Origin of the sequence: Mucilaginibacter sp. (genome assembly GCF_041088075.1) — a bacterium.
In the GTDB taxonomy this organism is placed as follows: Bacteria; Bacteroidota; Bacteroidia; order Sphingobacteriales; family Sphingobacteriaceae; genus Mucilaginibacter_A.
Genome location: NZ_JBGCVY010000022.1, coordinates 20,598 through 34,208 on the forward strand (window position 1 = coordinate 20,598; position 13,611 = coordinate 34,208).

A 13,611-nucleotide genomic window follows, 5' to 3' on the forward strand; every position below is an offset into this window, starting at 1 on the left:
ATGCCCTAAAAATTGGTGGCACAAAAAAGGCCATACAAATTGCACGGCCTTTTCTATAATTTAATAAAAAACTTATGGTTTTTTAGTGGTGTCTTTTTTAGTGGTATCTGTAGATGTTGTACCTGTTGTACCTGTTGTTGAAGTTGCTGAAGAATCAGTAGATGTGGTGCTTGAAGTGCCAACGGTAGAAGAATCAGAAGTGCCCATAGCTTTTTTATCAGAGCTGCAAGCTGCAACGGATAAAGATATGGCAAAGGCAACAAAGCCTAATTTAAATGCGTTTTTCATAATATTTGGTTTTTAATAAATATGTTTTAGATTAAAATTTAACAGAACTAACTCATAACGCGTATAAGTTAATTCTGTTTTAACTATTAATTTAGCAATTGCTAAATAATTACATTTTTTTAGTTGAATCCATAGCTGAAGACATTGCTTTTTTGGTTGTGTCCATGCCTGAAGCCATGCCTTTTTTGGTTGAATCCATCATTTTTGATGATGTATCGGTAGAAGTAGTTACTGAAGTAGAATCAGCAGAAGTAGAAGTTTTGTTTGAGTTGCAAGCGCTAACAGCGAAAGTGATTGCCAAAGCTAAAAAGCCTAATTTGAAAGAGTTTTTCATGTGTTTCTTAAATTTTAAATTGCAGTGAAATTTCATCTTAATACCCAAACCTTAAAAAGGTAACCCGCTAAATGAAAAAATATTTTTTTTTCGGGAAATGGGTTACATTTTTGTACAAACTGTATTAATTAGTGAATTTAAAGATAAAAAACCCGGCACCAACCGACAGCGAAGATATACTGGGGATTTTAAACAATTCCCCGGATACGTTAAGACGTATCTACAAAACCCATTTTCCGATGGTGCTGCAGATGGTGATGAACAATAACGGGAGCGAAGCAGATGCGAAAGATGTTTACCAGGAAAGTATCATCATTTTGTACAACAAGGTTAAAGCCGGGGATTTTGAACTGACCAGCAAACTGAAAACGTATATTTATTCGGTTTGCAGGCGCATTTGGCTTAAAAAGCTGAACCAGTTGAACAAAAAAGAATGCGAGCTAAAAGATGTGCACGATTTTTTGCCGGTGGAAAACGACTTGGAACAACACGAAATGCGCGACTTGCAGTTTAGTAAAATGGAAGAATCGTTGCTGATGCTGGGCGAACCCTGCTGCACAATCATCCAGGATTTTTATATGCGGAACCGGTCAATGCAGGAGATTTGCGAAAAGTTTGGTTACACCAATGCCGAAAATGCAAAAACGCAGAAATACAAATGCCTGCAACGTTTAAAAAAGCTGTTTTTTCAGCTATAAATTTGAATTAAAATGAGCGAGCCACAACTGTTGGATTGGATTGAAAGGTATCTCGGCCATAAGCTTTCTGAGGACGAGCAACTGGAGTTTGAGGTGATGCGCCTGGGCGACCCGCGTTTGAACGAGCGGATCAAAGAACATCAGCAGTTTATGAAATACATGCACAGCTGGAACGAGCGCGTAGAGTTTGAGCATAAACTAAATGCCATCCATGATGAAATTGATGTGGATGCGGTAAAACAAACTTTGGGTTTCCGCCAAAACCGCGTAATTGCTTTGTGGCGCAACCATCATTCAAAAATATCGGTTGCCGCTTCTGTCGCTATTTTTGCCGTAATGCTCACTTTATTCTTCACCGGCTATTTCAACAACCAAAGCCAGCAGTCAAAATACAGTGCTTTACGCCGAGAATTGGATAACGTAAAACGTTCGCAAAGTGCTTTGATGCGTGATATTTCCGGCAAAAGCATCCGGAAAAATAATTTAAACCCGGGCAATTTCGGCGGAACGGGTTTCGCAATTAATACCAACGGCGATATCATTACCAATTTTCATGTGATAAATGGGGCAGACTCTATTTATGTGCAAAATTCAAGCGGCGAATCTTTTAAAGTAAAACCAATTTATACCAACGAAGATTACGATCTGGCCGTTTTGCGGATTACGGATCCTTCTTTTAAACATTTAAGCCCGGTGCCGTATGCTTTCAAAAAGAACAAGGCTGATTTGGGCGAAGATGTGTTTACCATTGGTTATCCAAAAGATTCGGTGGTGATTGGAAAAGGTTATTTAAGTTCGTTCACCGGTTTTGAGAATGATAGTTTGGCTTATCAGGTTTCCATTCCGGTAAACCCGGGCAATAGCGGCGGCCCTTTGCTAGATAATTACGGCAATATCATCGGTATCATCAAAGGCAAGCAAACGCAGGTTGACGGCGCTGCTTTTGCCACCAAATCCAATTATCTGATGAAAGCGATTCAATCCATTCCTGCGGATTCATCTGGTAAAAAGATCGTTTTAAACAGCAAAAACAACATGACGAAACTGAGCCGCGCACAGCAAATCAAAAAGCTGCAGAATTATGTTTTTATGGTGAAAGTTTATAACTGATACTTCTTTTAGCCCCCTAAAATCTATCTATAAAAATCGAAAGGCTCCTGTAAAAAGGGGCTTTTTTTTGTGTTGTCATGCTGAACTTGTTTCAGGATCCCTCAGGCAAAGTAAAATGAAAAATAGTTTTTGATTGTGTTAGTGAGATGCTGAAACGAGTTCAGCATGACTAAAACTCAAATGCTTATTTTATCGGTCCAATTCGCCCAAAACAATATCTATCGAACCAATCATGGCAACAACATCGGCAATCATCGCGCCTTTGCTGATGGCAGGCAATACCGATAAATTGTTGAAACTTGGCCCGCGCGCTTTGACGCGTTTCGGAATTTCCGTTTTGCCATCGGCGATAAAATAAAAGCCCAGTTCGCCTTTCGGGTTTTCGGCACGCATGTAATAATCCTGAGCTTTGGGAATGATCTTGCGGGGAAGTTTAGCGCGCGGATCAAAATCGGGCGTACGTTTCAACTCTTTTTGTAACCGCTCTACGCATTGTTCAATCATTTTTAACGATTCGGCAATCTCGTCAATGCGTACTTTAAACCGGTCCCAGCAATCGCCAACGCTGCCCATTTCCCCTTTTCCGATTGGGATGTCAAAATCCAGTTCCGGGTAAACCGAATAGCCATCCACACGGCGCAAATCCCATTTCAACCCGGAGCCACGTAGCATCGGCCCGGAACAGCCATAATTAATAGCCACATCCATCGGCAGCACACCAACGTTAGCTGTGCGGTTGATAAAAACCTGGTTATCGGTCAGCAATTGGTTCAATTCCGTCATTTTCGGTTTAAAATAATCCACAAACTCTTTGCAGCGTTCTTCAAAACCAACCGGCAAATCGTAAAACACGCCGCCGACCCAAATAAAATTATACAGCAGCCTTGCGCCCGAAGCCCATTCCAGCAAACCCATAATGTGTTCGCGGTCGCGGAAGCACCACAAAAAAGGCGTAAAAGCACCAATATCAATGCCATAAGTGCCCAAAGCAATCAGGTGCGAGCCGATGCGGTTCAACTCGCAAACCAAAACACGGATGTATTCTACCCGTTTTGGGATTTCTTTGTCAATGCCCAGCATCCGTTCCACGCCCATCACAAAAGCGTGGCTGTTGTTCATGGACGACAAATAATCCAACCGATCGGTAAAAGGAATGGTTTGCTGGTACGACATGGACTGCGCGTGCTTCTCAAAACAGCGGTGCAAATAGCCAATGTGCGGGATCACTTCTTTCACAATCTCGCCGTCGGTAATCAGTTCCAAACGCAAAACGCCATGGGTTGAAGGATGCTGCGGGCCCATGTTCAGCACCAAATCTTCGGCACTTAAGTTTTGGATGCGCTGCTGGTATCTTTTAAATGCTTCGTTTACCATACTAAATTTACTGCCATAAAAGAAGCATCAGCCAATTTTGATGCCTTTATAATATTCGGCGCTTTTGTAGTCTTCGCGCAGCGGGAAACCTTCCCAATCATCCGGCAGTAAAATGCGGCGCAAATCCGGGTGGCCTTTAAAGTCTATTCCTAATAAATCGTAAGCTTCCCGCTCATGCCAATCAGCCGTACGGTAAACGTTGGAAACCGTTGGAAAGGAGGGAAGTTCTTCAGGATCAGTAGGTTTATCAACACTAACTTTTAGTGTCAATTGTGTTTGATACGGAAGCGATGACAAATGATAAACCACACCAAAACGGTTTTCCTGGTGATAATCCACGCCCGAAAGGCAGGCCAGGAAATCAAAATAAGTTTGCGGATGGTCGCGCAAAAAAAGACAAACCGCCGCAATTTGATCCGGTTGAATTAACAAAGCAGGCTGCAAACCGCTCGTTTCTTCGCCCAAAATCATGCCATCGCCAAATTGTGCCGATAAAAGAAGCTTGATCTCTTCAAAACTCATGGTGCCAGGCGTACTATTTTCCAATTTTGCTGATCGGCTTTTTTATACAAAATGCGGTCGTGCAAGCGGCTCGAACGACCTTGCCAAAACTCCATCAAACGCGGTTTTACGATGTAGCCGCCCCAATGCGCCGGTTTTGGCACTTCCTTGTTTTCGTATTCCTGCTCCAGTTGCTGCCATTTTTGTTCCAGGTCTTCGCGCGAAGCAATTTCCTGGCTTTGCGGCGAAACTACGGCACCAATTTGGCTTCCTTTTGGCCGCGAATGGAAATAGGTTGAAGAATATTCTTTGCTCAGTTTCTCGATCGTTCCTTCAATCCGTATCTGGCGTTCCATTTCCGGCCAGTACAAAATCAGGCTCGCCAACGGGTTTTTGGTGAGTTCTTTTCCTTTCCGGCTGAGGTAATTGGTGTAAAATTTAAAGCCGTTATCGCTAAAACCTTTTAACAAAACAATCCGTGCCGAAGGTCGGCCATCCGTTGTTGCCGTGGCCAAAGTCATGGCGTTGGGTTCATACATTTTGGCATTGATCGCCTCGTTAAACCACTTTTCAAACTGTTTGATTGGGTTTGGGTTCACATCCACTTCTGATAACGTAGCCGAGCGGTAATCCCTTCTTAAATTTTCTATTAATTCCTGTTCCATCTGCTGCAAACTTACAAAATGCCGGTCGGATTGGGGCGAAAATTGGCAGTTGCTGATGCTTCTTTTATCCCATAAAAATTGGTCCTCGCCAAAAAAGTTTTGAATCAAAATTAAACGCGTGCTTTCGCCCAAACACCAACATTGAAACTTAAACATGATTTGAAACTTAGCATCCCATTTAATGCGCTATATTTAACCACATGATGCTTCGTTTATCCACCCTTTTTATAATTTTTGCCTTGCAAACTTCTGCCCAAAAAACCGATACCATTTTTCTGAAAAATTTACTGGAAAAGCATCCCGAATATTTCAGCAAAATCCTCAACCATCCAACCAAAAACGAAGTCCAGGTTTTGTACACGCAGATTGACCGCGACGAAAACAACCTGCCGCATTTCCGTTCGTACAGCTTCAACTTAAACCCGAAACGCTATTTTTATCCGGCCAGTACGGTGAAATTACCGACGGCTATTTTTGCTTTGGAGAAATGCAACCAGCTTAAATTGAAGGGCATAAAAGAAGCATTGATGCAAACCGACAGCGCTTTTGTGGGGCAAACGAAAGTCAGCATTGATACTTCTGCCGAAAACGGTTTGCCAAGCATCAACCAGTACATCAAAAAGATTTTGCTGGTGAGCGATAACGATGCCTACAACCGTTTGTACGAGTTTGTGGGCCGCGAAGAAATCAACCAAAAACTGAAGAAATATGGTTTGAACCAAACGCGGATCATCAGCCGGTTGGCCATTGGCGATGCCGGCGAAAATGCAAAACATACCAACCCAATCGAATTTTTTGCCGGTAAAAGAAGCATCTATCAAAAGCCGGCACAATTTGATGCAAACGATTACCCGATGCAATTGGAAAATATGTTGCAGGGAAAAGGTTATTTGGACAACCACGACCAATTAATAAACGAACCTTTTGATTTTAGGGAGAAAAACATTTACACAATTTCCGATCAGCAGGAAGTTTTAAAGCGGTTGTTGTTCCCGGAAGTTTATCCAAGTTCAGAACAATTTCAGCTTCAAAAAGAAGATTATAAACTTATTTACAAGTATATGAGCATGTTCCCCACGGAAAGCAATTATCCAAAATATTCAGTTCCAAACTACTGGCCAACTTATTGCAAGTTTCTATTTTATGGTTCTGAAAAAGATGCAAGTTTAAATCCAAACATCCGTATTTTTAACAAAGTTGGCGATTCTTATGGTTACGATGTTGACAATGCGTACATTGTTGATTTTAAAAACAAAGTAGAATTTATGCTTACTGCGGTAGTCCAATCCAACGAAGACGGCATTTACAACGACAACAAGTATGAATACGAAACCGTGTGTTTTCCGTTTTTGAAAAACTTAGGACAAGTAATTTATGACTTGGAATTGCATCGGCAAAAGAAGCATTTGCCGGATTTGAACAAGTTTAAGTTTGATTACAAATTTTAAAATTAGACTTGTTTCTAAGCTCCAATTATTGCTTTCGCCACTTCCAAACCCGTAACCAAAGCCGCTTCCACTGTTCCCAATTGTTCGCCTTCAAACAAAGCTTCTCCCGCAAAATAAATGGTTTGTGCAACTGGTTTTTTCAGAATTTTTAAGGCTGAGGCGGTTTTCAAAGTGGCGTAACTGTAAGAACCGCGGGCAAAAGGATCGGCCGTCCAATTATAAACTTTGGCCGACACCAATTTTTGGGTGATAAAAGAAGCATCCACGTTAAAAATATGTGCAAGCGAAATGATGGCTTCCTGTAAAATTTCTTCATCGTTTAAATGCTGCATTTCGTCCTGCGGTTTGCCGCCGAGCCAACCTGTCAAAACGTTGTTTTGCTGCGGGTTTTGCGTCCACCAGGTTGGTATTTTTTCTTCGGAAAACAGGAACTGCATATTGTTTAATCCTCGATCTTTCCAAAACGGACCGGTAAATTCCATTAAAACTTTGATGATCGCGCCGAATCCCATTTCGGTTGCAGCTTTTCTTTGTTCAAACAAATCCGGGTTAAAAGTGATAGCAGCGGTTTCGTTTCCATCTAAAACCAAAACGCCTAAAGAAACAGTCAGTACCAATTTTTTGCCGGTAAAAGAAGCATTGTCCGCCGTAACCACTTCAACCAAACCTGGCTTCCAGTTGACCTGCTTTACCATTGCGTTTAGTTTGATTTCTCCGCCAAACTTTTCAATCTCTTCCAACAAAAAACCCATCAACTGGATGTAACCGCCGGGAATGCGAAACTGCGTTTCTTCTTCGTGGCCGCCCAGCCATTCATTGCGCAACGAAAACAAACTGACACGCTCAGAATCGGCCGTATCATAACCAGCAGCAAATTGTGTGGCTGATTTTCTTAATCCGGCATACTTTTCTTCAGCAAAATTTTGCTGTAAAAACTGTTCGAGCGACTGGTCTTCCTGAACTTCGCTTAAAGCTTTTTCAAACTCGTCCCAGTGCTCCATAAAAAACTCCGACTGTTTAATTTCTCCGTTTTTGGCCTGAAAATTATTACCGGAAACTGGTTCGTAAACAATCTGTGCTTCTTTTAGCAGCTTTAAAGTGAGTGGCAGTTCGCCGTGGATAAACTCGGCACCTAACTCAATTGAAGTTGTAAACCCATCGCCCGAAAAAGTGAAACAACGGCCGCCAATGCGGTTTCTGGCTTCGAGAACAATTACTTTTTTTCCGGCTTTGGCCAATTCTAAAGCCGTTATTAAACCTGCGGCACCGGCACCGATGATGATGGTATCAGAAGAATTCATGCAATTATAAACTGAAATATGTGGCAAATGTGTTGCTGTCATCCTAAGCGCAGTCGAAGGATTCTACGAACGATAAGTTAGTTTTTTCTTTGTTCGTTCTTTTTTCTTGATAAAAAAGAACCAAAAAATCAAGAATGCCGGATCGCCTCCAGGCGGCATTCAGCCCCACGCTCCTGGGCGGCTACCTTGCAAGCGGCCCTGCCAATTCAATAAAAACAAGTCCGTCCTTTCCACTCCACATAATTTATACCTGTAAAAGAAGCATTCTAAAAGCAAAACTATTTAACAGCGTAAGATAACCACCTAAACATTCCGAAGCGGCAGGTATGCGCCCAGGTGCGGAAAGGCCCGACAAAACGCCCAGAGGGATCAGGTTTGTCTTGAATTTTTGGTTTTTTTTGTTCAAGCAAAAAGAACGTTATATCAAGTGAACAAACAATTTTTCAGAATATTGATGTTTTAATTGTTTAGGTTCACCAACGGATAACTTCTTTGGACAAACCTTTTTGGTAATTTAAATACTACTTAATTGAAATTGCAAACTTCGGCCTTAGAACTAATGATTTTTAGCCTTCGTATCTACCGTTGCATTTGCCTTTATCAATGCCCAAACAAATAACTGATGCCAGCGCGATAAGAAGTTATATCGCCTGTGATGCCAGCGTAGTTTGTAATTGACGATGGGATAAAATAGTAAAAACCAATATCAATGCGGTTGTTGAGGACTATGCCAACATTGATTGGGAAAGAGAGCCATAGAGAATCAAACTGGGGATATTTGGTGCTGTTGGTGGAATTGGTAAAAGCGGATTTATAGGTTACAATATACTTGTAATTGTTATAAAACGATAAGTTGACGGATGCACCTGTGCCGACGTATATTTTTAAATTGTTACGGCTGTAAAAATTATAAACAATTTGTGGTAAAATGCTGATGGTATATTGTTTAAACTTTAAACTGGTGGTAGTAATGTCATTATTGTAATCAGGGATCGAACTGAACAACTCATGCTGGTCTGGTACAAAACTTGCCTGCAATTTAAACAAAAGCTTTTGGGTAATTTTATTGGGGTAGATATCAACACCTACAGTTGCATAAGGCAGCAGATTGTTTTTATTAATGCCAGGGCTTACAAGCGCAGGTAAATTGGTAAACTTTAGGGTACTGTATGATGCACCAATGCCTGCAAAAAACAGCACTTGTGTTTTCGACTCTGTTTTAAATTGCTCCTTTTCGTTGCCGCCGTTAATCAAACTTGTTATTTTCAGCATGGCTTCTTTCGTATATTGGATACCAGTGATTTGTGCAGCAATGGCCGGGTTATATTTCATGGCTAAGTAATTCAATTCGGCCGTGCTGTTTACCTCGACAAAAGAATTATTGTCACTTTTAGGCTTCAACAAATAGTGGGTAAATTCATGGATCCCCTTTATCCCAGTTTCAGCATAATAATACCTGGTTTTTAGCTGATCGGTATAACTGTATAAGTTTATGTTTTTTCCTTTGGCCAATACTTTTAAAAAAACCGTGTCTGTTATCTTGCCGGTATCAACAACATTAGATAGCTCGGAAAGCTGAATTTTGTTCATACTTACAGATACTATCTGTTTTTCAAAATATCCAAGTTTGGTGATGGCAAATGCGCTGGTGTTGGCAATAGAATAGGTTTGGAATTTTAAATCGGGATCAGTTTTAAATTTAAAACTTGTTGGGTTGTTGTCCCATTCCCGGTAGTCAACATATCCTTTAATGGTATCCCCTGCAAGGGTAACCCGGTAACCGGGCTTAGGGTTATTTTGAGCAATTGCAAAGTAAGGAAAAGCAATAAAAAGCAGTGATAATTTAAGTAAAAGTTTCATTGTGATGGGTATATGTTTTTTCAAATAAATACAGGTTCGGTTTAAGTTGAGGCAATAAAAAACACAATGCTTCTTTTATCGGGTAAAAATTGGTATTTGCATCAAATTAAATAAATCAAGAATTAAATACATCATGATCGGCAGCAAAAAATATCTTTTAAAGTTTAATTTAAGGTAGTTTCAGCTAAAACCCATTTTACGTTAATTGGATCAATAGGTTTTTGCAATGTTTGAGGTTTACTTAGTTAGGATTTTTAATCCTGTTAACAAAAACACCCCATACTCCTTTTACCGCCTAATTCTTCGTAAACTCCGAAGTGGTATGAAACTCAATCTCCGGGAAATCGCGTTTGGCCAAATTGATCATTTAATCGTTGTCCGCCAGAAAAACCGTGTTGCCGTCTTTGTTGGTGCCGATCTGGTGTTGCTTGCGGTACATCATTTCTTTCTTTTTCTTTTTATCGGTAGAATTGAGCCAACTGGAATCTAAAAGCCCGGATTTGTAGTTAAATTAATGGTATTCGAAAGAATGCGTTAAATGGAACATACGTATAGATGAGAATGATAATTATTACCTTTGGGTTGTATGCCAACAGTTGGAAGATTTTAGTTATAATATGTCGCCAAAAGATAAACGGGAAATAAGGAAGATCATATTTCAAAATTTTGATACGATAACAGATTCTTGGAATAGTTTTTTTAAAAAAGACAACATGATAGCGACACACAAAATAGGGAAAATTCATTTTGAAAAAGATTTTATGATCCTAACTATTGATGGCAATGAACTTACCATACCTTTAGACAAGTTATCTAATAAATTGCAAGCTGCAACTGATGTAGAAAGGGCGATGTACAAAATTCCTCCTTCGGGTTATGGCATACATTGGCCTTTAATTGACGAAGACCTTTCTGTTAATGGTATTCTTCGGGATTTTGAAAAGTAGCTTTCTACTGGTCAGGATTTGTAATATTTGTAATGCCGTCCATTGAGCTAGGATTTTCAATTTTTAAACCACAAACCCCTTATGCTTCTTTTATCACCTAATTTTTTAGTAAACTCCGAAGTGGTATGAAACTTAATTTCCGAAAAATTGCGTTTGTTTTGCACAACACATAGTTCAGCCAGTATTGTTTACAAAACAGGAATATTACGTTTACAGTTCGGCTATTAATTATGCCGGCAACAGGGGTTGATAAATACTTTGTTGATGGAATAGGTGGGTACTTACTTAAATTGTCGGCGAATTTCATAAAAGTCTTTATCGCCTGTAAGTGTATATGTGTATTGTTTTCCTGTATTTTCTTGTTTTAAAAAGATAATTATGCTTTTTTCTTTTGGCCTAGTAACGTAAATGTAAAAGAAACCATTTTCATCACTCTTTCCAACAATCCTTGAATCTACTATAACAGATATATTTTTCACTCCTTTGTTATTAGCATCCCATGTATGTCCAATCAACAAAATATCATTACTATCCTTTTTAGGCGGGAAACTATAATATTTCACATTATTTTCTTTGATGGATTTTTCCAATGGGTCTAATCCTGCTGACTTTCTTTTGGAATCAAGTTTTGTCATGTCTTCAACAGGGTACAAAAACAAATTGCCAATATTGTCCATGCCTAATTGCGTTCCATATATTTGGTTTTTGCCTTCAAACATTTTTATGCGGTCTATGAAAATTGCATATTCATAATTGCCAATTTGTTTTTGACGAAAAGCCTTCGTTACTATATCTTCATATTTTGTTTGAGCATTTAAACCTGCGTGTTGTATTGTATAAAAGATACCGTTATTTGCTTTTGACGAAATTTCTTTTTTAGGCAACCATCCGTATTTGTCAATAATATCGAAAACTGTTTTCTGGTCGATAGAATCTTGTTTATGTTGCTCATCAACAGCTTGCTGATGTTCTTTTGAATCAGCACCATATTTTTTAAGAATGATTATAGGCTTATCTCTGCCAATTTGGTCACTATCAAAAACTCGTTCTAAAATAGCATTGACATTTTTTCTTTTTAAAGTATCCGAATCTTGGGCGAAAGATGAAGTAGAATTAAGAAAAAATAGTAGGATAAAAAAGTATTTGAAAGTAGAATCTATTGCCATGAGTAACGTTTAAATCAGGTTGATAAAAGATACAATGATACTTCTTGTAAGCAAAATAATTACAAATGTTCAATTATCAAAGAACGTGTTTAAAATAAATATGTTTATCCTATTGGTCAGAATTTGCAATCCACGCCATAAAGCACAAATTTTTAATCCCTAAACCACACAAACCCCCATACTTCTTTTACCACCTAATTCTTCGTAAACTCCGAAGTCGTATGAAACTCAATCTCCGGGAAATCGCGTTTGGCCAAATTGATCATATAATCGTTATCGGCCAGGAAAACCGTGTTGCCATCTTTGTCAGTCCCAATCTGGTGTTGCTTGCGGTACATAATCTCTTCCATTTTCTTTTTATCGGTGGAAGTGAGCCAACTGGAACGGCGGAAAGTAAGCGGACGGAAATGGCATTTGGCGCCATATTCGTGCTCCAACCGGAAACTGATCACTTCAAACTGCAGCTCGCCAACGGTGCCTACAATTTTGCGGTTGCCGGGCTGCTGCGTAAACAATTGCGCCACGCCTTCTTCAGTTAACTGCTGGATGCCTTTTTCCAACTGCTTGGTTTTCATCGGGTCGGCGTTTTCCACTTCCTTAAAAATCTCCGGCGAAAAACTTGGGATGCCTTTAAACTGCAGCTTTTCGCCTTCGGTCAGCGTATCGCCAATTTTAAAGTTGCCACTGTCGTACAAACCAACCACATCGCCGGGCCATGCTTCTTCTACCAGGCTTTTTTCGTTGGCCATAAAATCCATCGGGTTGCTAAACTTTAGCTTTTTGCCCAAGCGCGTGTGGTAATAAAACTTGTTCCGCTCAAACTTGCCGGAACAAATCCGCAGAAAAGCAATCCGGTCGCGGTGGTTTGGGTCCAGGTTGGCGTGGATTTTAAACACAAAACCCGAAAACGGTTTCTCCGTCGCCAAAACTTCACGTTCTACGGCTTCGCGGCTTTTCGGACTTGGGGCGATATTGATAAACGTATCCAACAGTTCGCGGATGCCAAAATTATTAACGGCACTTCCAAAAAATACCGGAGCAAGCAAACCGTCTAAATAAAGTTCTTTATCTAATTTACCGTAAACACCACTAATTAGTTCTAAATCATCTTTTAAGCCGCTTATTTCTTTAGGTTGAAGAAATTCGGTCAGCGTTTTATCGTCCAAATTATCAGCCTGAATAATTGGTTTGGTTACTTTGGATTTATCCGGCTGAAACAAATTCAGTTGTTTGTTAAAAATATTGTAAACGCCTTTAAAGGTATAACCCTGACCGATTGGCCACGAAAGCGGGCACAAACTCAGGCTCAGCTTTTTCTCGATCTCGTCCAGCAAATCAAACGCGTCTTTGCCTTCACGGTCCATTTTATTGATGAAAATGATCACCGGTGTATTGCGCATCCGGCATACGCCCATCAGTTTTTCGGTTTGTTCTTCCACGCCTTTTACGCTGTCCACCACTAAAATCACGCTGTCAACTGCCGAAAGCGTGCGGTAAGTATCTTCCGCAAAATCCTTGTGGCCGGGCGTATCTAAAATATTGATGCGTTTGTCTTTATATTCAAAACCCATCACCGAAGTAGCCACCGAAATGCCGCGCTGTTTCTCGATCTCCATAAAATCCGACGTGTTGCTTTGGTTGGCTTTGTTGCGTTTTACCGTTCCGGCCGTGTTGATGGCACCGCCGAACAGTAAAAATTTCTCGGTCAGCGTGGTTTTACCGGCATCGGGGTGGCTGATAATGGCAAAGGTTTTTCTTTTTTCTATTTCGGGGTATTCCATATATCGTTAAGCTGCGCAAATACTGGCAGCCGGGGTTGTTGTTTTTAAGGTTTTTTTGAATTTGAAGCATCAGGAAAACAGGATGTTAAGCAATTGCTTCATACAGTACAAAGATAAATAATTGTTTGGGGATTGAAA

At 40.2% G+C, this 13,611-nt stretch carries 14 protein-coding genes; 5 read left to right on the plus strand and 9 right to left on the minus strand.

The features are described from left to right. Window positions 1-72 precede the first annotated feature (72 nt). Together V5804_RS04255 and V5804_RS04260 are read right to left on the minus strand one after the other, a co-directional pair. Window positions 73-288, minus strand: coding sequence for a hypothetical protein (locus tag V5804_RS04255; protein WP_369590134.1), 216 nt, complete (start codon window positions 286-288; stop codon window positions 73-75). 109 nt (window positions 289-397) lie between these two features. Next, the gene (locus tag V5804_RS04260) at window positions 398-622 is read right to left on the minus strand and encodes a hypothetical protein (RefSeq protein ID WP_369590135.1); all 225 of its coding nucleotides are present in this window, start codon (window positions 620-622) and stop codon (window positions 398-400) included. Between the two features lie 131 nt (window positions 623-753). On the opposite strand from V5804_RS04260, the gene V5804_RS04265 reads away from it, so the two are divergent. Together V5804_RS04265 and V5804_RS04270 are read left to right on the plus strand one after the other, a co-directional pair. Further along, a complete protein-coding gene (locus V5804_RS04265) occupies window positions 754-1,320 on the plus strand; it encodes an RNA polymerase sigma factor (RefSeq protein ID WP_369590136.1) in 567 nt (188 codons plus the stop codon). Between the two features lie 12 nt (window positions 1,321-1,332). After that, entirely contained in the window at window positions 1,333-2,430 is a 1,098-nt protein-coding gene (locus V5804_RS04270; RefSeq protein WP_369590137.1) for a S1C family serine protease, read from the plus strand. A 189-nt stretch (window positions 2,431-2,619) separates the two neighbouring features. Here the strand turns inward: V5804_RS04270 and V5804_RS04275 are convergent, their stop codons facing one another. Genes V5804_RS04275 through pdxH form a run of 3 tightly spaced genes read right to left on the minus strand, consistent with a single transcriptional unit; the run spans window position 2,620 to window position 4,970 of the window. Further along, window positions 2,620-3,804, minus strand: coding sequence for an NADH-quinone oxidoreductase subunit D (locus V5804_RS04275; protein WP_369590138.1), 1,185 nt, complete (start codon window positions 3,802-3,804; stop codon window positions 2,620-2,622). 27 nt (window positions 3,805-3,831) lie between these two features. Continuing rightward, window positions 3,832-4,326: an NADH-quinone oxidoreductase subunit C gene (locus V5804_RS04280; protein WP_369590178.1), complete on the minus strand. Its 495-nt coding sequence runs from the start codon at window positions 4,324-4,326 to the stop codon at window positions 3,832-3,834. Then, window positions 4,323-4,970: a pyridoxamine 5'-phosphate oxidase gene (gene pdxH, locus V5804_RS04285; RefSeq protein ID WP_369590179.1), complete on the minus strand. Its 648-nt coding sequence runs from the start codon at window positions 4,968-4,970 to the stop codon at window positions 4,323-4,325. The genes V5804_RS04280 and pdxH overlap by 4 nt, the downstream gene beginning before the upstream one ends. A gap of 200 nt (window positions 4,971-5,170) precedes the next feature. On the opposite strand from pdxH, the gene V5804_RS04290 reads away from it, so the two are divergent. After that, window positions 5,171-6,418, plus strand: a complete 1,248-nt coding sequence (locus tag V5804_RS04290; RefSeq protein ID WP_369590139.1) for a serine hydrolase — start codon at window positions 5,171-5,173, stop codon at window positions 6,416-6,418. 14 nt (window positions 6,419-6,432) lie between these two features. Here the strand turns inward: V5804_RS04290 and V5804_RS04295 are convergent, their stop codons facing one another. Together V5804_RS04295 and V5804_RS04300 are read right to left on the minus strand one after the other, a co-directional pair. Then, window positions 6,433-7,719, minus strand: coding sequence for a flavin monoamine oxidase family protein (locus tag V5804_RS04295; protein ID WP_369590140.1), 1,287 nt, complete (start codon window positions 7,717-7,719; stop codon window positions 6,433-6,435). A 600-nt stretch (window positions 7,720-8,319) separates the two neighbouring features. Next, window positions 8,320-9,579, minus strand: coding sequence for a hypothetical protein (locus V5804_RS04300; protein ID WP_369590141.1), 1,260 nt, complete (start codon window positions 9,577-9,579; stop codon window positions 8,320-8,322). Between the two features lie 322 nt (window positions 9,580-9,901). Here V5804_RS04300 and V5804_RS04305 point away from each other — a divergent pair, with 322 nt between their 5' ends. Together V5804_RS04305 and V5804_RS04310 are read left to right on the plus strand one after the other, a co-directional pair. Then, complete coding sequence (locus V5804_RS04305; RefSeq protein WP_369590142.1) at window positions 9,902-10,069, plus strand: hypothetical protein; 168 nt, start codon at window positions 9,902-9,904, stop codon at window positions 10,067-10,069. Window positions 10,070-10,196: 127 nt separating this feature from the next. Continuing rightward, window positions 10,197-10,526, plus strand: coding sequence for a DUF2442 domain-containing protein (locus V5804_RS04310; RefSeq protein WP_369590143.1), 330 nt, complete (start codon window positions 10,197-10,199; stop codon window positions 10,524-10,526). Between the two features lie 281 nt (window positions 10,527-10,807). Here the strand turns inward: V5804_RS04310 and V5804_RS04315 are convergent, their stop codons facing one another. Beyond that, window positions 10,808-11,692 (minus strand): DUF6624 domain-containing protein, encoded by an 885-nt coding sequence (locus V5804_RS04315; RefSeq protein ID WP_369590144.1) that lies wholly within the window; start codon window positions 11,690-11,692, stop codon window positions 10,808-10,810. Window positions 11,693-11,886: 194 nt separating this feature from the next. Further along, window positions 11,887-13,473: a peptide chain release factor 3 gene (locus V5804_RS04320; RefSeq protein ID WP_369590145.1), complete on the minus strand. Its 1,587-nt coding sequence runs from the start codon at window positions 13,471-13,473 to the stop codon at window positions 11,887-11,889. Window positions 13,474-13,611 lie beyond the last annotated feature (138 nt).